We start from the raw sequence: 21,536 nt of genomic DNA on the forward strand, positions 1-21,536 counted from the left end.
GCCTACTTGCCGTGCCCGGCGTGCGCGGCGTCCCGGTCGAGGGTCAGGCCCAGCATGCGGATCGCGTTGCCCCGCATCAGCTTGTACACGGTCGCCTCGTCGAGCCCCTTCACGTGGTCGAGGGCGACCTCCTTGGTGTGCGGGAAGGTCGAGTCGACGTGCGGGTAGTCGGTCTCGAAGGTGGCGTTGTCGCGGCCGACGGCGTCGAGCGAGGCGACGCCGTGCTTGTCGCGGAAGAAGCAGCAGAACATCTGCCGGTAGTAGTACGTGGACGGCGGTTCGGGGATCAGGTCGCGGACGCCGCCCCAGGCGCGGTGCTCCTCCCACACGTCGTCGGCGCGCTCCAGGGCGTACGGGATCCAGCCCATCTGGCCTTCGCTGTAGGCGAGTTTGAGCGTCGGGAACTTCACCAGGACGCCGCTGAAGAGGAAGTCCATCATCGAGGCCATGGCGTTGTTGAAGCTGAGCGAGGCCTGCACGGCGGGCGGGGCGTCCGGGGAGGCGGCGGGCATCTGGGAGGAGGAGCCGATGTGCATGTTCACGACCGTGCCGGTCTCCTGGCAGACCGCGAAGAACGGGTCCCAGTACCCGGAGTGGATCGACGGCAGGCCGAGGTGGGTGGGGATCTCGGAGAAGGTCACGGCGCGCACGCCGCGGGCCGCGTTGCGCCGGATCTCGGCGACGGCGAGGCCGATGTCCCAGAGCGGGACGATGCAGAGCGGGATGAGCCGGCCGCCGCTGTCGCCGCACCACTCCTCGACCATCCAGTCGTTGTAGGCGCGCACGCAGGCGAGGGCGACTTCCTTGTCGTGAGCCTCGGCGAAGGTCTGGCCGCAGAAGCGCGGGAAGGTCGGGAAGCAGAGGCTGGCCTCGACGTGGTTGAGGTCCATGTCGGCCAGGCGCGCCTTCGGGTCCCAGCAGCCGCGCCGCATCTCCTCGCGGGTGATGCCTTCCAGGGTCATGTCGTCCCGGTCGAAGCCGACGGCGGCGATGTTGCGCTTGTACGGGAACTTCAGGTCCTCGTAGATCCACCAGTCGGCGGGCGGCCCGGCGGGGTCCATCGTGATCTGGTACTTGCCCGCCACATAGGCGAGTTCACCGATCCCGGCGGTGAGCGGCCGGGGCCCGCGGTCGCGGTACTTGGCAGGCAGCCAGGTGTCGAAGAGGTGGGCCGGTTCGATCACATGGTCGTCGACGCTGACGATGCGCGGCAGTTCCGTCATGAGTGCTGAGCCCCTCCGCCGTACCTGATGCCCCGTCAGATCCAGGCTAGCCCCGCACCCCTGGACCGACAAGGAGGACGGACCTACGCTCTCCCTCATTCTGACGCTCCGTCAGTTCCGGGCGCCCGCCCGGGTACGCAATGGGGGTCACGGCCATGACGCAGAGCACCGCACACGCCCTGGGCGCCTCCCGCACCCTGTGGGAGCTGGTCGAACGCCGCGCCGCGCTCACCCCGGACCGCCCGGTCCTGCTCCAGGGCGACCGACGGCTGACCTTCGGTGCGCTGCGCGAGCGCTCCGAGCGGGTGGCGGCCGCCCTGTACGGGCGCGGCGTCCGCCCCGGCAGCGTCGTCGCCTGGCAGCTGCCCACGCGCATCGAGACGGTCCTGCTCACCTTCGCGCTGGCCCGCATCGGCGCGGTGCAGACCCCCCTCATCCCCTTCTGCCGGGACCGCGAGGCGGGCTTCGCGCTGCGGCAGTCCCGGGCCGCCTTCTTCGCCACGCCCGGGGTGTGGCGCGGCTTCGACCACACCGCCATGGCGCACCGGCTCGGCGCCCCGGGCGTCTTCGAGGCGTACGAGGAGCTGCCGGAGGCCGACCCCGCCGTGCTGCCGCCACCGCCCGCGGACGGCACCGCGGTCCGCTGGATCTACTGGACCTCCGGCACCACCTCCGACCCCAAGGGCGTGCTGCACACCGACCGCTCCCTCATCGCGGGCGGCTCCTGCCTCGCCCACGCGCTGCGCCTGTCCGCCGCGGACGTCGGCTCCATGGCCTTCCCGTACGCGCACATCGCGGGCCCCGACTACACCGTGATGCTGCTCCTCTACGGGTTCCCCGCGGTGCTGTTCGAGCAGTTCGCGCTGCCCGGCGCGCTGGCGGAGTACCGGCGGCACGGCGTCACCGTGGCGGGCGGCTCGACGGCGTTCTACGCGATGTTCCTCGCCGAGCAACGCAAGGACCCCGGGCGGAGGCTGATCCCGTCGCTGCGGCTGCTCGCGGGCGGCGGCGCGCCCAAGCCGCCCGAGCTGTACCACGCGGTGGTGCGCGAGATGGGCGTCCAGCTCACCCACGGCTACGGCATGACCGAGGTGCCGATGATCACGATGGGGGCGCCCGACGACACCGCGCACCACCTGGCTACGACGGAGGGGCGGCCGCCCGCGGGCATGGAGATCCGGATCGTCGGCGCCGACGGCGAGCGACTGCCCGCCGGGACCGACGGCGCCGTGCGGCTGCGCGGCGAGGCCGTCTGCCGTGGCTACCTCGACCCGCGCCAGAGCGCGGCCGCCTTCGACGCGGACGGCTTCCTGGTCACCGGCGACCTGGGCCACGTCCTGCCATCCGGCCACCTGGTGCTCACCGGCCGCGCCAAGGACATCATCATCCGCAAGGGCGAGAACATCTCCGCCAGGGAGATCGAGGACCTGCTCCACGGGCACCCGGCGGTCCAGGACGCGGCGGTCATCGGCCTGCCCGACGCCGAGCGCGGGGAGCGGGTCTGCGCGGTGCTGGAACTACGCCCAGGACACGGCCCGTTGACGCTGGACGCCGTCACGGCGTACCTGCGCGGTCAGGGCCTGTCCCCGGTCAAGCTCCCCGAACAGCTGGAGGTGGTGGACGCCCTCCCCCGCAACGACACGCTCCGCAAGGTTCTCAAGTACCAGCTGCGGGAGCGGTATTCGGGCGGGGGCGGGGCGCTCACTCCGGGACGGTGAAGTACCGCGCGAAGCCTTGGACGGCGTCGTCCTCGCTGATCCGCCCGTCCCCGTCCGCGTCGAGTGCGGCGACCGCCTCCTGGGCGGCGTCGTCCGCGGCGCCCAGCGCCTTCAGCACCCGCCGCGCGGCCTCGGAGCCGACCCCGGTCTCGTCCGCGCCCGCCACCGCGAGGCCGGCCCGCAGGAACGGCCGCGCGATCTCGGCGAACCGCTCGGGGCTGTCCCGCAGCCGCTTCACCGCCCCGGTCACGAACTCGCCCCGGGTCACCCGCTGGTCCCCGTCCACGTCCGCGATCCCCGCCATGCCCTGCCAGAACGCCTCCGCCCCGGCGAAGAGGGCCTGCCCCTTGTCGCAGCGGGCCGTGGTGGAGAACTCGGCGAGGAGCGCCTTGGCCGCGACGTAGAAGTCCTCGCGGTCGATGTATCCGTTGCCGTCCTGGTCGAAGCCGGCGAACCGGTCCGCGATCCTCCGCTCGTCCATGCTCATGAGCCGCCTCTCGCATCGGTGGGTCCTACCCCTGGGAGCGTACGTCGGACAGGCCCCGACCAGGGCCGGAAGTACGGGGGTTGGGGCAAGGCCGCTGGATTTCCGTCCCGCGGGGGCGGCCTCGCGCCGCCCTCAGGCCGACAGGGGCTCGGCCTCGTCGTCCACGGCCGCCGCGACGTCCGGGTAGACCTCGAAGAGACGGCGGACGCCGAGGGCGGCGAGCACCCGGTTCACGTGCGAGCCGTCGACCGCGCCCTGCGCCGGCAGGATCAGCCGGAGCCGGCCCTGGCAGGAGCGCATCAGGCGGCGGGCGGCGACCAGCACGCTGACCCCGCTGGAGTCGCAGAACAGCACGTCGGAGAGGTCGAGCACGAGACTGTGGCGGCCGTCGGCCACCGCGTCGTGGACCTGCTGGCGGAGCGCCGGTGAGGTCACGAGGTCCATCTCGCCCGACACCCGTACGACGGCCCACCCGCCCCGTCCGCTCTCGCTCATCCTGAGCGTCACGCGCCACCCCTCCTCCCGCTCGCCGGTGATCCAGATCCGGAACCTGTCACTACGCTTGCACAGCGCGGCTGCCCGGCGGCGGCGGCGCTGAAACACCCCGGCAGGCCTATCACATATGACCTTGTGAAAACCGGGCCGGTCGTATTCGATCAGTTACGGTCACTGCGTGGCGCCGTTCTTTACCATCCACTACCACACCGGCGCGCACAATGTGTAAAGGAAGGTGCGGTACCGGTGCCGCGGTCTACATTCGGTTACTAGGCAGAACAGTTCAGCAGTTCAGCACCACGGGCGGTCGGTGAGGGGGCCCCATGCCCAAGGAGACTCCGTCCCGCTGGGACCGGAGGATGCAGCAGCGCCTCGCGCACGGCGAGGCCGCCGCGCTCGGCGAGCTGTACGACCGCTTCGCGTCCCTGGTGCACGGCCTGGCCCACCGGGTCCTGGACGACGAGGACGCCGCCGACCAGATAACGCGCGAGGTCTTCACCCGGATCTGGGAGACCCCCGAGGCGTACGAGCCCCGGCAGGGACCGCTGCGCTCCTACCTCGCCACCCTCACCCACCAGGAGGCCGTCCAGCAGTTGCGCAGGACCGAGTCGGCCGTCCTCGCCCGCACCGGCCTCGGCACCACCGAGGACCTGGAGCGCAAGGTGCGCCACGCCTCCGCCGCGGCCCGCGCCGACTACATCGTCACGGCGATGCCCGCCCCGCTGCGGGCCGCCCTGGAGTCGGCCTACTTCCAGCGCCGCGACTACCGCCAGACCGCCGCCGATCTCGGTGTCACCGAGGACGAGGCGCGCCGCCGGCTGCGGCTCGGCCTCCAGCTGCTCTCGACGGCGCACGACAGCGGGGCCCCGCCCGGCCGGCCCGGGAGGCCGGAGTGAACGGTGAGCACGGGCCGGGCCGCTTCGACCCCTTCGACCCCTTCGGCGGGGACGCGGAGGGCGGACAGCGCGCGGGCGGCGCGCCCCGCATACCGCCGCCGCGCGTCTCCGTCGAGGAGAGCGCGCGCCCCCTGCCGCGGCCGCCCGCCGCGCTCGTCCTGGAGCACCGCGTCCTGACCTCGCTGCTCGGCGCCTGGGCCCTCGCCGCCTGCTCGCCCGAGGAGTCCGCCGCCGTCGACGCCCACCTCGACCTCTGCGGCGCCTGCGCCGAGGAGGCGCTGCGGCTGCGCGACGCCGTCGGCCTGCTGCACGCCGAGGAGTCCCTCGATCTCGATCCGATGCTGCGCGCCCGCGTCCTGGAGGGCTGCCTCGGCCGGCGCCCGGCGCGCATCCCGGTCCCCGGCTGGGCCGCCCCGTACGACGCGGAGACCGCCCGGCTCGACGCGCTGCTCCAGGACATCGGCGAGGACGAGTGGCACGCGCCGGTGCGGCTGCGCTGGTACGAGGGCGAGGAGCAGGTCGGCCGCCGGACCACGGTCGCCGGGGTGATCGCCCATCTGACCGGTGTCGACGCCCTGGTCGCCCGCGCCCTCGGCCTCGACGATCCGCCGGCGGGCGCCGGGCACCGCGCGGGGGCCGCCGCCGCGCTGAGCGGGCTCGGGCCCGCGGCGCGTACGGAGGCGTACTGGCGGGCCGGGTGGCTGCCGGCGTCCCGGGCCGTCCGGGGGACCTGGCGGGACCAGTCGCACGCCCTGATCCGCACGGTCTCCTTCGCCGGGTCGGACCGCGGCGGGGCCGGGGGTTCGGGGCGGCTGCCCGTCTCGTACGGCGACTTCGAGCTCGCGCTGCGGGATGCCATGGTCGACCGGGCCTTCGAGTGCTGGATCCATGCCGGGGACATCGCGGACGCCGTCGACTACCCCTACGAGCCGCCCGCGCCGCGCCACCTCGGGCGCATGATCGAGCTCGCCGCGCGGATGCTGCCCGGCTCGCTCGCCGCCCGCCGCGACAGTGGCCTCCTCGCCCCCGTGGCGGGGGTCGGGCCCGGTCGTGTGGTGCGGCTGGAGGTCGAGGGGGCGGGCGGGGGTGAGTGGCTGATCTCCCTCGACGGGGGTGGCGGCGGGCGGGAGGTGGCGCATGTCGCGCTCGACGGGGTGGAGTTCTGCCGGCTTGCGGCGGGGCATGTCTCGCCGGACGAGGCGGCTGCGGGGCAGGTGGGAGACCGGGCGGCGATCCGCGACGTCCTCTCGGCCACGGCAGCGCTGAGTCGCCTATAACGCTGCCCGCTTGTAACGGGCCCCGGCCGCGACCCGGCGAGGGCTGGTCGCGCAGTTCCCCGCGCCCCTGGCAAGCCCGCCGAGCGCGCCTCGCATCGCGGCTGGTCGCGCAGTTCCCCGCGCCCCCGAGAAGCGCACTACGTGCGCCCCCATTTTCCCCGCGCCCCTGAAAGGCGCACTGCGTGCGCCCACGTTTTCGGCTGCGGGCCGGTGGGGCTTCTCGCGCAGTTCCCCGCGCCCCCGAGACGCGCACTTCGTGCGCCATCTCATCGGGCGCCCCTGGGGGCAGCGGCGAAGCCGCAAGCCCCCTCAGGGGCGCGGGGAACTGCGCGACCAGCCCCCACCGGCCCGCGGGCAAGCAGCTACCTAGGAGAAGCCCCACCGGGCCGCGGGCAGGCGACCCCCTCAGGGGCGCGGGGAACTGCGCAAAGCAGCCCCGTGCGGGCCCGCCCAAGAAGCGGCCAGCGTAGACGTCAGGCGAAAACCACCGTGCGCCGCCCATTGAGAAGAATGCGCCGCTCCGCATGCCACTTGACGGCCCGCGCCAGCGCCTGGCACTCGACATCCCGCCCCACCGCCACCAACTGGTCCGGAGTGACGTCGTGCCCCACCCGCTCGACCTCCTGCTCGATGATCGGCCCCTCGTCGAGATCGGCGGTGACATAGTGCGCCGTCGCCCCGATCAGCTTCACCCCGCGCGCATGCGCCTGGTGGTACGGCTTCGCCCCCTTGAAGCTCGGCAGGAAAGAGTGGTGGATGTTGATGATCCGCCCGCTCAGCTGCTTGCACAGGTCGTCCGAGAGCACCTGCATGTAGCGCGCGAGCACGACCAGCTCGACGCCCTCCGCCCGCACCAGGTCGAGGACCTGCTGCTCGGCCTGGGCCTTGGTGTCCTTGGTGACCGGGATGTGGTGGAAGGGGATGTCGTAGGAGCCGACCAGCTCGCGGAAGTCCGTGTGGTTGGAGACGACGGCGGCGATGTCCACGGGCAGCGCGCCGATCCGCGCGCGGAAGAGGAGGTCGTTCAGGCAGTGCCCGAACTTGCTGACCATCAGCACGACCCGCATCCGGTCCGAGGCCCGGTGGATCTGCCACTCCATCTGGAAGGAGTCCCCGATCGCGGCGAAGCTGGCGCGCAGCTTCTCCGCGGTGACGGGCGCCTCCGCGCTGAAGTGGACGCGCATGAAGAACAGTCCCGTGTCGTGATCACCGAACTGCTGGCTGTCCTCGATGTTGCAGCCGGTCATGAAGAGGTAGCTCGACACGGCGTGCACGATGCCCTGCTTGTCGGGGCAGGAGAGCGTGAGGACGTACTGATCGGGGCCGGTGGCGACAGGCGCGGACGCGTTCATGCGAAAAGGTTCGCACATCGGCGGCGTCCGGCGTCGGCACGTCTTGGGTGCCGGACGCCCCGATCAGCCGGCGAGCGGGCCCGCGCTACGCGGCCCGCGTCATGATCCGCAGCACGTCGAGCGTGCGGGGCGCGGTGTCCGGGTCCTCGCCGTCGCTCGTGGCGAGCCGCACGTGCGCGTCCCGCGCCGAACGGACCGCGTCCGGCCATCCGGGGTCGTCCAGGTAGGCGGAGACGGGTGCGTCCGGGCCGACCTGGTGCATGATCCGCAGCACCCGCAGCACGGCGGTGTCGACGAGCGCCGCCTCCTGCGAGTCCCGGAATATCGTCCCGACGTATTTCTCGGCGGACCAGTTGTCCAGCCAGGTGTCCTCGACCAGGCGGTAGACGGCGTCGGTCACGTCCCCGTACCCGTCCACGCCGGCCAGCCAGACGTCCCGCTGGAAGGAGGGGTCGGAGAGCATGTGCAGCGCGGAGCGCACATTGCTGCGCCAGCGCCACCACGGCATGTCGTTGAGTGGCATGGCGCCCATCTTTGTGGAGCGACGGCCGCGGCGGGAAGAGTTCTCCGAGCTTTGCACGGTCATCGATCGTACGTCCCGTCCCGGAACGCCCCGACCTCCCCCCGTAATTCACCTCCGTGTCACCCGGTGTCGACCGCGGGTCACTCGGTGGTTCGGTGTGCGGGGGAATCGTGCGGGTCCATGACCCATCGGCGTCACACCCGCAGCAAGAGCACCGTCCGCTTCGCCGCCGCCGCTGTGGGCGCGGCCCTGGTGGCGGGCTGCGGACTCGTCCCCGGCACGGCGGACGGCGCGGGCGGCGACAGCGTCACCGTGATGACCTGGGCCCCGGAGAAGACCGACGCGACGAACATGCCCGGCATGCCCGCCATGGCACGGGCGTACGCGCGCTGGGTCAACGCCCACGGCGGCCTCGGCGGCCGGGCGCTGAAGGTCCTGACCTGCAACGACCACAACGACAGCGTGGGCGCGGCCAAGTGCGCGCGCTCCGCCGTCGACCGGGACGCCGTCGCGGTCGTCGGCTCCTACAGCCAGCACGGCCGCGCCTTCCTCTCACCGCTGGAGTCCGCCGGCATCCCCTACATCGGCGGCTACGGCGTCACCGACGCGGAGTTCACCAGCCCGCTGTCCTACCCGGTCAACGGCGGCCAGGCGGCCCTGCTCGCCGGCAACGGCGAACAGCTCGCCGGGGCCTGCGACCGCACCGTCCTGATCCGCCCCGACACCATCGCGGGCGACGAACTGCCCGACCTGCTCACCACCGGGCTCGCGCTGCGCGACCGCTCCGCCGCCATTGATCTGCGCGCCCCGGAGAACGCGTCCGACTACGGCGGCCAGGCCCGCAGGGCGCTGCGCGCGGCGAGCGCCGACCCGCTCGCCGACGGCTGTGTCGCCGCCGTGCTCGGGGACCGTACGGCCACGTTCTTCGACTCGTTCCGGCGGCTGCGCGCGCAGTATCCGGCGGTGCGCACGGCGAGCGTCCTCGGCAGCGTCGACCAGAGCGTCATCAACCGCACCGGCGGCGCGAGCAGCCCGTACGAGGGCGCGTACGTCACCGGCTGGTACCCGGCGGCCGACGACGCGCGCTGGAAGCGGATGCGCGACGCCATCAACGAACAGGCGTTCGGTGACAACCGGATCGACCCGGCGGACGCGGGCGTGCAGACCACCTGGATCGCGTACACCGTCCTGAAACAGCTGGTCGAGGGGGCCGGAAACGGCGAGGTGAGCGCGCGGGCGCTGCGCCGCTCGCTCGACCAGGGCCGCCGGATCACGACGGGCGGCCTCACGCCACCGCTGCGCTGGAGCTACGACCACATGTCCGCGGCCGGTGACTTCCCCCGCCTGGTCAACGCCCGGGTCACCTTCCAGCAGGTGCGGGGAGGCCGGCTCGTCGCGACCCGCAGGGACGCGGTGGACGTGACGGACACCCTGGCGAAGGCGCCCTGAGCGGGGCGCCCGCCCGGCTTTGCTACAGCTGCACCGCCGAGCGCTGGGTCAGCCCGTACTTCGCGGCGATGGTGTTCCACAGGCCCGAGGCCTTGGTCTTCTCGGTGGACGCCGTCCGGCTGGCCGCGTCGCCCGCGTGCCGCTGCGCCGTCACCTTGGCCCGCCCCTTGTGACAGCCCTTCTTCCCGGCGGCCTGGTCGCCCCAGGCCGCGTAGTGGGTGTCCGCCGACGCGGACGCCTTCCACGCCTTGGTGAGGGCGTCCTTGAGCGCGGCGTTGCCGGGGAGCTGGTCCACGGCGAGGGCGTCGAGCCGCGTCACGAGGTTGGCGCGCTGGGTCGCGGCGTCCCGCAGGGCCTGGGAGGCGGGGGGCAGTTCCTTGCAGGCGCCGATGTTCGCCACGGCCCCGACGACCGCCTCGCGGCTGTTGTTGGAGTCGGCGAGCAGCTTGTCGAGGGCGACGGCCTGCGTCTTGGCGGGGTCCGCGGCCGGTGACGACGCGTCCGAGGCGGCGGGCGAGGAGTCCGAGACGGTCTTCGTGGCGTCGGTCTTCTCGTCGTCGCCGCCCCCGCTGAGCAGGGCGCCCGCGCCGACGCCGACGACGAGGAGCGCGACACCGATCGCGGCGATCAGCGGGACCTTGGAGCCGGTGCGGGCCGGGCGGCGCGGCGGCCGGGGCTCGTAGGGCTGCTCCGGCGGGGCCTGCGGGCCGCGGCCGCCCGGTCCGTGCGCGGCGTGCGGCGCCGGGCGCGGCTGCTGGGCGTGCGGATCGAAGCGCGGCATCTGCTGCGTCGATCCGGCCGCGCTCTCGGGCTCCGTACGGAAGAGGGCGTCGAACTCGGCGGGCGGCTGCCGCTCGCCCGGCGCGCCGGGCCGGACGTCGTAGGAGGTGCCCTGCGGCGGCGGTGAGGGCTGCGCGGGCACCGGGGGTATGTACTGCGTCGCCTCGCTGTCCGGGCCGCCCGGCACCGCGTCGGGCAGCGCCCCCGGCATCGGCCGGGACACCGCCCGGCCCAGGAACTGCGTGGCGTCGGCGACGGGCGCCTCCGGCGGCAGCGGGGCGGCGCCGTGCCCGTGCGGCGGCTCCTGGTGCGGCTGCGGCTGCGCGTACGGCTGCGGCTGCTGGTGCGCGTAGGACTGCTGGTGCGACTGCGCGTACGGCTGCGGTTGCGGCTGTGGCTGTGGCTGTGCGACCGGCGCGATGTACTGCGTGGCATCGCTGTCGTACGAGGCGTACGCGTCGTAGGAACCGGCGTACCCGGCGCCGGAGCCGCCGTCCTGCGTCCCGTCGTACCCGGTGGGCGCGGCGGGCGGCAGCGGCTGGGCGGGGCTCTGCGGCGGCAGCGGGGCGCCCGGCTGCGGCCGGCCCCACTCGTAGGTCGGCATCGGCCCGGCGGCGCCCGGCTGCTGCGTCTCGGGGCCCCAGGGCTGGCCCCACGGGGAGGCGCCCGCGGGCCCCGCCTGGTCGCCGAAGGTGCCCGGCAACAGAGGCTCTCCGCCGTCGGCGGGCAGCACGACACCTTCACGTGCCTGCCGTGCCGCGGGAAGATGCGGATCTTCTCCGTGTCCGCGCTGCTGCGTCACCGGGACTCCTACGTATGGGGGTCGGAATCGTCGGCTCACGCTACCGGGTCCCCGCACGCCCGTGCTACGCACCTCAAATCAAGGAAGCCTCCCCCGTGCCGGGAGTAACAAAACAACGCAGGTGAGCGCTGTTTACGCGCCGGGCGCCGGATTCAGGCCGCCTGAAGTTCCACCCGCGCCCCGAACTCCCGTACCACCGGCTCCTCTCCGAACGGTTCGAGCCGTTCTTTGAAGTCCTCCAGGTACTCCGCGCCCCGGTTGGAGCGCAGCGTGCCGAGCAGCTCCACGGCCCGAAGTCCCGTGGCACAGCCCTGTTCCACCTCGCGCTGCTGCACCTGCGCCGTGGCCAGCAGGACCAGGCCGATGGCGCGCCGCCTGGCCCGCGACTCGGGGTGCCCGTCGAGCGCCTCCTGCGCCCACCGCGCCGCCTCCCGCGCCTGCCCCAGATCGCGGTGGCAGTGGGCGAGTTCGTCGGCGAGATAGGCGTGGTCGAAGTGGCCGATCCAGACCGGGTCGTCACCGCAGCCGGCCACTCCGTCGGCCCGCTCCATCGCGTCGACCGCCGCGCCCTGGGAGAGCTGCGCGGCCCGGGCGTCCCCGAGCAGGGCGTGGCCGCGGGCCTCCGCCGCGTGGAACATCGCCTCGGCGCGCGGAGTCACGCGCCCGCGCGTGCCCTCCTGCGCCGCGCGGGCCAGCTGGGCGATCTCGCGCGGATTGCCCAGCTGCGCCGCCAGGTGGCTCATCGACGCGGCCAGCACGTATCCGCCGTAGCCGCGGTCCCCGGCGGCCTGGGCAAGGCGCAGCGCCTGGATGTAGTACCGCTGGGCGAGCCCCGGCTGCCCGGTGTCGACGGCCATGTATCCGGCCAGCTCCGTCAACCGCGCGACTGCCGCGAACAGTTCGCGCCCGACCGCCTCCCGGTAGGAGCCGGCGAGCAACCCGCTGACCACGCTGTTCAGGTAGTGCACGAGCACCGGGCGCACGTGCCCGCTGCCGTACTGGTGGTCGAGGTCGGTCAGCGCCCGCGTCATCGCCCGCACCGCCGCCACGTCCGAGGGGCCGACCCGCGGCCCGGCCGCCCGGCCGACCTGCGAGTCGGGCACCGAGATCAGCCAGTCGCGGCTGGGCTCGACGAGCGCGGAGGAGGCCACGGAGGAACCGGAGAGGAAGTCCCGCCGCCCCACGTCGCTGCGCCACAGTTCGCAGACCTGCTCGATGGCGCCGAGCACGGTCGGCGAGAACTGCAGGCCGACGCCGGAGGCGAGGTTCTTGCCGTTGGCCATGCCGATCTCGTCGATCGTCACGGTCCGGCCGAGCTTGCGGCCCAGCGCCTCCGCGATGATGCCCGGGGCCCGGCCGCGCGGCTGCTGCCCGCGCAGCCAGCGCGCCACGGACGTCTTGTCGTACCGCAGATCGAGGCCGTGCTCCGCTCCGCACATGTTGACCCGGCGGGCCAGGCCCGCGTTCGAGCACCCCGCCTCCTGGATGAGTGCCTGCAAGCGTTCGTTGGGCTGTCGCGCGACGAGTGGCCGTGCGGCCATGGCGTTACCCCCTGCTGTGCCCGTCTCCCGGTGTCCCGGCTGCGAGGGCAGCCGGCCGATGTGATCACTGCCCGGCGGAGAAACGGAAGATGCACCACAAACGGGTATCAAACCGCGCACTCGGCGTGGCGCCGCCCGGTGGCACCTCCTCCTCGCCCTCCCCCTCGTTCCCTCACCGCCCTACCCACCCCCCGCGGCCGTCTCGCGTGCGCGCCCCCGCCCATGCATCCATGCGCCCCACATGCGGGAACGATGCTCCCGTGCCGCGCGCGTGTCCGCCCGTAACCCCGAATGGCGGCGGGAGTTGAGAACGTCGTGGAAGAGACCCTCGCAGGCACCCCGGACGTCACCTCACCCGTCACCGCCGCCGGACAGATCCCCCAGCAGCGGGGCGACAGCCTCCTCGACGCGGCCGTGCGCTACGCGGAGGAGCGGCACTGGGACGTGGTCCCCGGCACCTCGCTGGAGTACGTGGACGGCGTGCAGCGCTGCTCCTGCGGCGACGGCGCGTGCCCGGCGCCCGGCGCCCACCCCGCGCGCCCCGACTGGGCCGCCCAGGCGACCGGCAGCGCGACCGGCGCCCGCCGCCTGTGGTCGAAGCAGCCGACGGCGTCGATCCTGCTCCCCACCGGCCGCACCTTCGACGCGATCGACGTCCCCGAGACCGCCGGCTTCCTCGCCCTCGCCCGCATGGAGCGCATGGAGCTGACCCTCGGCCCGGTCACCTGCACCCCCGACCGCCGCATGCACTTCTTCGTGCTGCCCGGCGCCGGCCTCAAGGTCCCCGACCTCGTCCGCAGGCTCGGCTGGCCGCCCGCCATCCTGGACCTCGTCACCCTCGGCGAGGGCCGCTACGTGGCGGCGCCGCCCACCCGCTTCGGCAACCGGGGCGCCGCCCAATGGGCCTGCCGCCCCACCGCCGCCAACCGCTGGCTGCCCGACGCCGAGGAACTCCTCTCGCCCCTCGCCTACGCCTGCGCGCGCGAGGGACGGCGCGGCTGAGCCCCCTGACCGCACCCGCCCGGCCGCCGACGTATCGTGCCCGGACGCACGCTGACGCCGACGAAGGGAGCGCGCCCCGGTGACCCCGACCGAGGAACCGGCCGCCGTACGCGTACACGACCTGTGGAAGGCGTTCGGCCCACAGACCGCCGTCGCGGGCATCGAACTCGCCCTCCCCGCAGGCAGGTTCATCGGACTCGTCGGCCCGAACGGAGCCGGCAAGACCACCACCCTGTCCATGCTCACCGGCCTGCTGCGGCCCGACCGCGGCACCGTGCACGTCGCCGGCCACGACGTCTGGGCCGACCCGGCCGAGGTCAAGGCCCGCATCGGCGTCCTGCCCGAGGGCCTGCGCCTCTTCGAGCGCCTCTCCGGGCGCGAACTCCTCGCCTACACCGGCCGGCTGCGCGGTCTGCCCGGCGCGGAGGTCGACAGACGCGCCGCCCAGCTCCTGGACGTCCTCGACCTCGCCACCGCCCAGCACAAGCTCGTCGTCGACTACTCGACCGGCATGCGCAAGAAGATCGGGCTCGCCGCGGCGCTCCTGCACAACCCCGAAGTCCTCTTCCTGGACGAGCCGTTCGAGGGCGTCGATCCCGTCTCCGCGCAGACCATCCGCGGCGTCCTGGAGCGCTTCACCCACGGCGGTGCCACGGTCGTCTTCTCCTCCCACGTCATGGAACTGGTCGAATCGCTCTGCGACTGGGTCGCCGTGATGGCGGCCGGCCGCATCCGCGCCCAGGGGCCCCTCGCCGAGGTGAAGGGCTCCGCGGCCACCCTCCAGGAAGCCTTCCTCGAACTCGTCGGAGCGGGCGGCCGCGACGGCGGCACCGCCCTCGACTGGCTCGGCGGCGCGCGGTGACCCGCGTCCTGGTCCGGCTCAAACTCGCCCTGCTCCGCAACGGCCTGCGCCGCTCCGCCGGACGCCGCGCCGCCTACCTCGCCTCGGTCACCGTCGTCCTGCTGATCACGGCGCTCCAGCTCCTCGGCCTCGTCCTGCTCCACGGCAACGCCCACGCCGCCACCGTCGGCACCCTCCTCACCGCCCTGCTCGCGCTCGGCTGGGCGGTCCTGCCGCTCTTCTTCCCCAGCGGCGACGAGACCCTCGACCCGACCCGCCTCGCGATGCTGCCGCTGCGCCCCGACGCGCTCGTGCGCGGACTGCTCGTGGCCTCCCTCGTCGGCATCGGCCCGCTGTTCACGCTCTGCCTCGCGGCCGGCGCCGCGTACGCCGCCGCCCGCGGTCCCGGCGCCGCCCTCGTCGCCATGCTCGCGGTGCCGCTCACCGTCCTGACCTGCGTCGCCCTCGCCCGGGCCGTCGCCGCCGCCAACATCCGGCTGCTCACCAGCCGCAAGGGCCGCGACCTCGCCGTCCTCAGCGGCCTCGTCGTCGCCGTCGGCGCCCAGCTCGTCAACTTCGGGGTGCAGCGCCTCGGTTCGGCCGGCGGCGTGGGGGCGCTCGACCCCGTCGCGGACGTGCTGCGCTGGATCCCGCCGGCCGCGGCGATCGGCGCGGTCGACGCGGCGGGCGACGGCGCCTACCTCCGGGCGGCCGCCCAACTCCTGCTCACAGCAGCCGGGTTGGCGGCCCTGCTCACCCTCTGGCGGCGCGCCCTGACCCGCCTGATGACCTCCCCCGACGGCTCGACCGTCCAGGCGGCACAGCCCACCCGCCGGCGCACCGGCGGCGGGCGGCGCCGGCTCCCCGACGGCCGCACCGGCGTCGTCATGGAACGGACCCTGCGCTACGTGTGGCGCGACCCGAAGACCAAGGCCGCCTGGATCACGTCCCTCGCCATCGGCCTGATCGTGCCGGTCTTCAACGCGCTCCAGGGCACCGGCTCCGTCTACTTCGCGTGCTTCGCCGCCGGCATGCTCGGCATCCAGATGTACAACCAGTTCGGGCAGGACACGTCCGCGTTCTGGATAGTGGCGATGACCATCGCCTCGCCCCGCGACGCCTACCTGGAGATGCGCGCGCGAGCCCTGGCCCTGCTCGTGATCACGCTGCCCTACGCGACGCTCGTCACCGTCGTCACCACGGCGCTGCTCGGCGCCTGGGGCGACCTCGCCGAGGTGCTGGGCCTCTCCTTCGCCCTACTGGGCGCGATGCTCGCGACGGGCGCCTGGTCCTCGGCCCGCTTCCCCTACTCGATCCCGCAGGAGGGCTACAAGAACGTCGCGCCGGGCCAGGCCGGGCTCGCCTGGATCTCCATCTTCGGCGGCATGGTGGCCGCGGCCCTGCTCTGCGCCCCCGTCCTCGCGCTCACCGTCGCCCTGCACGCGACCGGGTCCACCGCCTGGACCTGGACGCTCCTGCCGGTCGGCGCGGCCTACGGCGCGGCGGCGACCCACCTCGGCCTGCGCCTGGCGGCCCCGCGCACGGCGGCACGGCTGCCGGAGATCCTGACGGCGGTCAGCAAGGGCTGAACACGCAGACGACCCGCGAGCCGTGGTTCCTCCCGTACGAGACGGTCGGAAGCCGGCCGGACGTACCGGCGGCTCGCGGGTCGGGTGACTGCTTGGGAATAGGGCCGGCTGCACGCCAACACTCACGTGCCGGTCCGGCGCCGAATCCGAGATGCGACGACGGGCCGCTAGCCCGCAGTCACCTCAGACGTCCGGTGGGCATACATGCTCCGAACCACCTCCTCTCCTCTGTGCACCACAGCCTAGGAACCGATGTGCCGGCACTCAAGCGGTTTTTCGGAACAGCGGAGAACCGGCCTCCCACCGACGGCTGTAGGCGTAGCCGTCACCGTGCTGGACCAGGCGCAGCCATCGATACGAGACATTGATCCGGCCGTGCGGCGTGGCGAGACTGTGCTGCCCCCTGGCCCGGACCGAGATACGCCCGGTCCGGACGCCCGCCCACTGTCCACGCGGGATCGTCGCGCGCACCAGATCGCCCGTGACGTACCCGAAGTGGCGCTTGCCCCGTGCACGTCGCAGGCGGGGGAAGCCGAACCGGTCCGGCGTCGTACGCGCGTAGGAGCCCCGGCCCGTCGCCGTGACGACGAGGACCTGGTGCGGCACCCGTACGGCGAGGGGGGCGCCGCCGCCGGCGGACGGCCCGACCACGAGGGCGTCGAGCGTATGCGTCTTGTCCAGCCCTGAGGCCGTACGGTTCCTGTGGGTGAGCGCCGCAGGCCAGCTCTGTACCGGCTTGCCGAGAGCACCCAGGGCCCGGACGAGGGGGCGGCCGATGGAGTTCATCGCCGCGGCGTCCCGCAGGGAAGGCCGCACGTGCGCGAGCACGCGTGCCAGCCGGACGGCGTCGTGGGCGAGGAAGCGCCGCAGGGACTGGGTTCCCTTCGCCCGGTTGCAGGGCACGCAGGCGAGGACAAGGTTGGCGATCCGGTCCGATCCGCCCCGACTGCGCGGATGCAGGTGCTCGATGTTGAGCGGAACGGCCGAGGCGCCGCAGTAGGCACAGGCATCGCCCCACCTCGCTCGCAGCTCGGCCCGGACGTCCGTCCCGGCAAGGACACCCCTTCCGTACGCGGGGCCGGTCAGCCTGCGGCCCACACTCAGGGAGTGGGTGTCGAAAGCCGCACATTCGACGTGGATCTCCGTCACCGGCGCGTAACGGCAGATGCGGGTGGCGAGTGAGACCGTCGTGTCCACCCGGTGCCGGACCGATGGTGGCAGCCAGCCCTCCGGTCGTGCCCGGTTGCCGAATCTCGGAGCCCGGTAGCGGAGGTTGGCCGTGCGCCGCCTGCGCCGGAAACCAGCACGCTGTCGAAGGCAGCGGCTGATGCCGTCGCCTCGATGCCGCAGCTCGATGCCGAGCAGACCGCGGCGGACGGTCACCGTGCCGCCGCCCCTTTCGACCTCGCGCTTCTCGTCGGTCAGAGCCATACCGGTCCCCTTCGAGCCCGGGTCGATGCGCAGCTGCACTCCTTCGATCTCGGACTCGGTGCGCGTCCGGTCCCGCAGCCGGATGGTGAACGGGATCTGCCGCACGACCACGGCTCTGCCCCTGCCCAGCAGTTCCCGGGCGCGCGCCGGATGGCACGGCATGAGCGGCCGCCCCTCCCTGGCCAGTACGAATACCCATCCCGCGCCGAAACACCGTTCGTCGCGCCGGGAAGCGAGAGCGTCACCGCCCTCGTTCTCTACCGTCCCTGCCGCCGAGGCCGCAGGACCGGTGTGACGCCGACGGGACGCGCTGTCGTTCCCGCCGGTCTCCCCTCGCCCATGTCTCCGACCGGTGCCCCGGCCACCGCCGGGAAGTCCGTGAGCCGTTTCGTCCCTGCTCCCAGGGTTGTCTGCTCCCACGGATTCCAGAGTCCGGCGCTGAGGAAGCACGCCGGAGTGGGTCTGCTCGCCCATCGGAAACGTAGTCACCGAAGCGACAGCTCCTTCATCGCGATGACTCGGGCTGGCCACCCATCGGCCTTCCGGCCGGGGAACAGGTGGCCTCCCCTCTCGTGTACGGCGCCGACGCTACGGCTTCCCGGCCGGGACCACCGGCCCCGAGCCGCGTCCTGCACGAATGCGCGAATATCCGCGCTTCTTCGGGTCTCCTCCCCAGTGGACTGGTAAGGAGCGGGACGCAGAGGCGGGGTGGTCGAGACGCGTCATGGACGTCCGGGCATGCTGGGTGGATGATCACATCGGGTGGCGTGAAGTTGACCGAACTCCGTGTGCGGTGCGTCACGTTCGAGTTGAATGATCTGGAGCAGTACGAGGACCGCGCCGATTCCGTAGCGCCGACACAGCCTGCAGGGGGTGCCAGGTGAGTGCTTCCCGGCGTACGGGGACCGCCGGCGCGCTCGGGCCCGATGAGCCCGGGCGGGACGGGGGTGAGCTGCTGGCCGCGTTGCTGGACGGGATGGACGCCGCGCTCTGCGCGCTGGACGCCGACGGGGTCGTGACCCACTGGAACCGGGAGGCCGAGCGGATTCTCGGCTGGTCGGCGGCGGAGGCCGTGGGGCGTACGGGGTTCGCGGGGTGGGCTGTGCGGCCGGCCGACGCGGACGAGGTGCAGGGGCGGCTGCTGGCCGCGATGCACGCGCCGGGGCGGCAGGTGCACGAGTTCGCGCTCGTGACCAAGGACGGGGGGCGGGTCCTCGTGCGGACCCAGTCCGCGGCCGTGCCGGGGGCCGACGGCAAGCCCGTCGGGGTGTACTGCGCCTTCAGCGAGGTGCACGCGCAGATCGACCTGGAGCGGTCCATCGCGCTGAGCGAGGCGCTGTTCGAGGACGCCGCGTGGGGTGTGGTGCTGGTCGACGCCGACCTGCGGCCCGCCGTGGTGAACGCGTACGCGGCGCGGGCCCTGGGCTCCGGGCGCACCGCCCTTCTGGGCCGTCCGCTGGGTGAGCTGATCGGCCAGGGCGTGGAGGAGCTGGAGGGGGCGCTCGGCCACGTACTGGCGGAGGGGGCGCCGCCGTCGCCGATGGAGGTGTGGGTGACGCTGCGGGTGCCCGGCGAGGCCGGCGGGCGGCCCGAGCGCAGGTGCTGGCGGAGCGGGTTCGTACGGCTTTCGTCGCCGCTGGCCGAGGAGCCGGTGCCGCTGGGTGTCGGCTGGCTGTTCCAGGACGTGACCGAGGCCCGGCTCGTGGAGCAGGAGGCAGCGCAACTGCGGTTTCGGGCCAATCAGTTGCACCGTGCCGCGCGGGCCGCCGCGGAGTGCGAGGACCCGGCCGAGGCGGCCACCGTCCATCTGGACTTCGCGCTGGCGGGCTTCGCCGACCACGCGCTGATCGACCTGGTGGAGAACGAGGAGCCGCTGCGGCTGGTGCGCGCCGCCGCGACGCCTTCGGGGGCGCCCGGCGCCAGTCTTCTCGTGCCGCGGGGCACGCTGCCGGTGCGGTACGGGGAGGGGCATCCGGCGGTGCAGTGCGTGGAGCGGGCCGGTTCGGTGCGGACCGGGGCGCCGGAGCCGGGCGGCGCGGAGGCCGGGCGGTGGGCGGCGGCCCGGCAGTGGCCGGAGGGGTCCGTGTTCGCGCTCTGCGCGGTGCTGCGCAGCCGGGGGCGGACGCTGGGGGTGGTGACGTTCCTGCGGGGCGCGAGCCGGGCCCGGTTCGAGCGGGGGGACGCGATGTACGCGGAGAGTGTGGCGGCACGTATCGCCGCCGCGGTGGATCTGGCGGCGCTGGGCGGGGCCGGGGGCTGAGCGCGCCGCCCGGTGCCGGCCGGGGGGCGCTCGTCAGTGCTGGTAGAAGATGCGGTCGCGGTACTCGGCGAAGACCTTGGCGTTCCAGTCGTGGCCGCCGTCCACGTTGCCGGAGCGCAGCAGGGGCGGCTGGATGCCGCGGTCGGCGAGGGTGGTGGCGCAGGTGGCGAGGGTGGCCTGCATGAGGGCGCTGGTGGTGACGGTGGAGGCGGAGGCGAAGGGGGCGTCGACCCCTTCGTGGCCGAGCTCCGCGTCCCCGACGGCGATCTTGGAGTCCAGGACGACGTCGCAGTGGTCGCGCAGGTACGTGCCGGAGGCGTGCCGGGACCGGGGGGCGTCGGGTCCGCTCGCGTAGGCGAGGGAGGTGACGCCGATGACCTTGAGGCCGAGCGCCCGGGCGTTCATGGCCATCTCGACGGGGAGCGCGTTGCGGCCGGAGAGCGAGATGATCACCAGCGCGTCGCCGGCCGTGGCGGGGCTGGAGTCGAGGACGGCGGCGGCGAGGCCGTCGACCCGTTCGAGCGCGGAGCCGAGGGTGGCGGGCATGACGTCGACGCCGACGGCGCCGGGGACGGCCAGCAGGTTCATCAGGGCGAGGCTGCCCGCGCGGTAGACGACGTCCTGCGCGGCGAGCGAGGAGTGTCCGGCGCCGAAGGCGAAGAGGCGGCCGCCGGCGATGACGGTGTCGGCGAGCAGGGTGCCGGCGGCGGTGATGTTCGCCGTCTCCTCGTCGCGGACCCGCTGGAGCAGGCTGATCGCGGCGTCGAGATACTGCGTCGCCGGCTTGGTCTCGCGCATCTGCGTAGCCCCTTGCGTCGTGGTGTCGCGGATCACGGTGCGGTCTGGACCAGGGTTGTGTCAATACGCCTCCGGTGCTCTGCCGGGCCGCCGTTCCCCTGGCGCGGGACCGTTGTCAGCGGTATGCGTCAGAATTGGGGGCAGGGCCGGCGCAGGAGCGTCGCGGCGGCCGCGGGGCCGTCACGGAGCAGAGCTACACGAGGGGCACGTATGTCCGGACTGATCGACACCACGGAGATGTACCTCCGCACCATCCTCGAGCTCGAAGAGGAAGGTGTGGTCCCCATGCGCGCCCGGATCGCCGAGCGGCTCGACCAGAGCGGCCCGACGGTCAGCCAGACCGTGGCCCGTATGGAGCGGGACGGCCTGGTCGCCGTCGCCGCCGACCGCCATCTGGAGCTGACCGACGAGGGGCGCCGGCTCGCGACGCGCGTGATGCGCAAGCACCGGCTCGCCGAGTGTCTGCTGGTCGACGTGATCGGCCTGGAGTGGGAGCAGGTGCACGCGGAGGCGTGCCGCTGGGAGCACGTGATGAGCGAGGCCGTGGAGCGGCGCGTCCTGGAGCTGCTGCGGCATCCGACGGAGTCGCCGTACGGGAACCCGATCCCGGGCCTTGAGGAGCTGGGCGAGAAGGACGGGGCGGATCCGTTCCTGGACGAGGGCATGGTGTCGCTGGCCGATCTGGACCCTGGTGCGGACGGCAAGACGGTCGTCGTGCGGCGTATCGGTGAGCCGATCCAGACGGATGCGCAGCTGATGTATACGTTGCGGCGGGCCGGGGTGCAGCCCGGGTCTGTGGTCAGTGTGACGCAGTCGCCGGGTGGGGTGCTGGTGGGGAGCAGTGGGGAGGCGGCGGAGTTGGTGGCGGATGTTGCTTCGCATGTGTTCGTGGCCAAGCGATAGGCGTGCCCGCCGTTCTTCGAGCCCGACTTCAGCGGGGTCCGAGCGCGCAGTTCCCCGCGCCCCTGAGGGAGTTTCCCGTCGGTGTCGCTGAACCACCAGATCCACTCGCCGTCGGGGGAGAGCACCCCGTCCGTCGTCCCGTTGGCCCGGTCCGTCACCTGGCGCCGCT

The 21,536-nt window shown here is 73.4% G+C and carries 18 protein-coding genes; 9 read left to right on the plus strand and 9 right to left on the minus strand.

Annotation, left to right across the window (positions count from 1 at the left end; all coding sequences use genetic code 11):
- Positions 1-2: 2 nt before the first annotated feature.
- Positions 3-1,223, minus strand: coding sequence for an amidohydrolase family protein (locus ABZY33_RS18120; RefSeq protein ID WP_356492580.1), 1,221 nt, complete (start codon positions 1,221-1,223; stop codon positions 3-5).
- Positions 1,224-1,378: 155 nt separating this feature from the next.
- Here ABZY33_RS18120 and ABZY33_RS18125 point away from each other — a divergent pair, with 155 nt between their 5' ends.
- Positions 1,379-2,941 carry an AMP-binding protein gene (locus ABZY33_RS18125; RefSeq protein ID WP_356492581.1) on the plus strand — a complete coding sequence of 521 codons (1,563 nt, stop codon included), beginning with the start codon at positions 1,379-1,381 and terminating at the stop codon, positions 2,939-2,941.
- Here the strand turns inward: ABZY33_RS18125 and ABZY33_RS18130 are convergent.
- On the minus strand, positions 2,925-3,422 hold the full coding sequence (locus ABZY33_RS18130; RefSeq protein ID WP_356492582.1) for an EF-hand domain-containing protein: 498 nt from the start codon (positions 3,420-3,422) through the stop codon (positions 2,925-2,927). The two genes, ABZY33_RS18125 and ABZY33_RS18130, sit on opposite strands and share 17 nt — an antisense overlap.
- 138 nt (positions 3,423-3,560) lie before the next feature.
- Positions 3,561-3,935 carry an STAS domain-containing protein gene (locus tag ABZY33_RS18135; protein WP_356492583.1) on the minus strand — a complete coding sequence of 125 codons (375 nt, stop codon included), beginning with the start codon at positions 3,933-3,935 and terminating at the stop codon, positions 3,561-3,563.
- Positions 3,936-4,246: 311 nt separating this feature from the next.
- Between ABZY33_RS18135 and ABZY33_RS18140 the strand changes: the two genes are divergently transcribed.
- Together ABZY33_RS18140 and ABZY33_RS18145 are read left to right on the plus strand one after the other, a co-directional pair.
- Positions 4,247-4,819, plus strand: coding sequence for a sigma-70 family RNA polymerase sigma factor (locus ABZY33_RS18140; RefSeq protein ID WP_356492584.1), 573 nt, complete (start codon positions 4,247-4,249; stop codon positions 4,817-4,819).
- Positions 4,816-6,096, plus strand: a complete 1,281-nt coding sequence (locus ABZY33_RS18145; RefSeq protein WP_356492585.1) for a zf-HC2 domain-containing protein — start codon at positions 4,816-4,818, stop codon at positions 6,094-6,096. Before ABZY33_RS18140 ends, ABZY33_RS18145 begins: the two co-directional genes overlap by 4 nt.
- Positions 6,097-6,569: 473 nt before the next feature.
- Here the strand turns inward: ABZY33_RS18145 and purU are convergent, their stop codons facing one another.
- Positions 6,570-7,448 carry a formyltetrahydrofolate deformylase gene (purU, locus tag ABZY33_RS18150; RefSeq protein ID WP_356492586.1) on the minus strand — a complete coding sequence of 293 codons (879 nt, stop codon included), beginning with the start codon at positions 7,446-7,448 and terminating at the stop codon, positions 6,570-6,572.
- A gap of 85 nt (positions 7,449-7,533) precedes the next feature.
- Positions 7,534-8,034 (minus strand): hypothetical protein, encoded by a 501-nt coding sequence (locus ABZY33_RS18155; RefSeq protein WP_356492587.1) that lies wholly within the window; start codon positions 8,032-8,034, stop codon positions 7,534-7,536.
- 117 nt (positions 8,035-8,151) lie between these two features.
- Here ABZY33_RS18155 and ABZY33_RS18160 point away from each other — a divergent pair, with 117 nt between their 5' ends.
- Positions 8,152-9,420: an ABC transporter substrate-binding protein gene (locus tag ABZY33_RS18160; RefSeq protein WP_356492588.1), complete on the plus strand. Its 1,269-nt coding sequence runs from the start codon at positions 8,152-8,154 to the stop codon at positions 9,418-9,420.
- Between the two features lie 22 nt (positions 9,421-9,442).
- Here the strand turns inward: ABZY33_RS18160 and ABZY33_RS18165 are convergent, their stop codons facing one another.
- Both ABZY33_RS18165 and ABZY33_RS18170 read right to left on the minus strand, forming a co-directional pair.
- On the minus strand, positions 9,443-11,002 hold the full coding sequence (locus ABZY33_RS18165) for a hypothetical protein (protein ID WP_356492589.1): 1,560 nt from the start codon (positions 11,000-11,002) through the stop codon (positions 9,443-9,445).
- A gap of 152 nt (positions 11,003-11,154) precedes the next feature.
- Positions 11,155-12,543: a transcriptional regulator gene (locus tag ABZY33_RS18170; protein WP_356492590.1), complete on the minus strand. Its 1,389-nt coding sequence runs from the start codon at positions 12,541-12,543 to the stop codon at positions 11,155-11,157.
- Positions 12,544-12,858: 315 nt separating this feature from the next.
- Here ABZY33_RS18170 and ABZY33_RS18175 point away from each other — a divergent pair, with 315 nt between their 5' ends.
- The 3 genes from ABZY33_RS18175 (at position 12,859) to ABZY33_RS18185 (ending at position 15,975) form a co-directional block, all read left to right on the plus strand.
- Complete coding sequence (locus ABZY33_RS18175) at positions 12,859-13,545, plus strand: bifunctional DNA primase/polymerase (RefSeq protein ID WP_356492591.1); 687 nt, start codon at positions 12,859-12,861, stop codon at positions 13,543-13,545.
- A 79-nt stretch (positions 13,546-13,624) separates the two neighbouring features.
- Positions 13,625-14,407 (plus strand): ABC transporter ATP-binding protein, encoded by a 783-nt coding sequence (locus ABZY33_RS18180; RefSeq protein WP_356492592.1) that lies wholly within the window; start codon positions 13,625-13,627, stop codon positions 14,405-14,407.
- Entirely contained in the window at positions 14,404-15,975 is a 1,572-nt protein-coding gene (locus ABZY33_RS18185) for a transporter (RefSeq protein WP_356492593.1), read from the plus strand. The genes ABZY33_RS18180 and ABZY33_RS18185 overlap by 4 nt, the downstream gene beginning before the upstream one ends.
- A 264-nt stretch (positions 15,976-16,239) precedes the next feature.
- On the opposite strand, the gene iscB is transcribed toward ABZY33_RS18185, so the two are convergent.
- Positions 16,240-17,592: an RNA-guided endonuclease IscB gene (gene iscB, locus ABZY33_RS18190; RefSeq protein ID WP_356492599.1), complete on the minus strand. Its 1,353-nt coding sequence runs from the start codon at positions 17,590-17,592 to the stop codon at positions 16,240-16,242.
- A gap of 694 nt (positions 17,593-18,286) precedes the next feature.
- Between iscB and ABZY33_RS18195 the strand changes: the two genes are divergently transcribed.
- Complete coding sequence (locus ABZY33_RS18195) at positions 18,287-19,666, plus strand: PAS domain-containing protein (protein WP_356492594.1); 1,380 nt, start codon at positions 18,287-18,289, stop codon at positions 19,664-19,666.
- Positions 19,667-19,699: 33 nt separating this feature from the next.
- On the opposite strand, the gene ABZY33_RS18200 is transcribed toward ABZY33_RS18195, so the two are convergent.
- Positions 19,700-20,464, minus strand: a complete 765-nt coding sequence (locus ABZY33_RS18200) for an SIS domain-containing protein (protein ID WP_356492595.1) — start codon at positions 20,462-20,464, stop codon at positions 19,700-19,702.
- A 210-nt stretch (positions 20,465-20,674) separates the two neighbouring features.
- Here ABZY33_RS18200 and ABZY33_RS18205 point away from each other — a divergent pair, with 210 nt between their 5' ends.
- Positions 20,675-21,367 (plus strand): metal-dependent transcriptional regulator, encoded by a 693-nt coding sequence (locus tag ABZY33_RS18205; RefSeq protein ID WP_356492596.1) that lies wholly within the window; start codon positions 20,675-20,677, stop codon positions 21,365-21,367.
- The last annotated feature ends 169 nt before the right edge of the window (positions 21,368-21,536 follow it).

It is taken from the genome of Streptomyces sp. NPDC006552 (assembly GCF_040611655.1).
GTDB lineage: Bacteria > Actinomycetota > Actinomycetes > Streptomycetales > Streptomycetaceae > Streptomyces.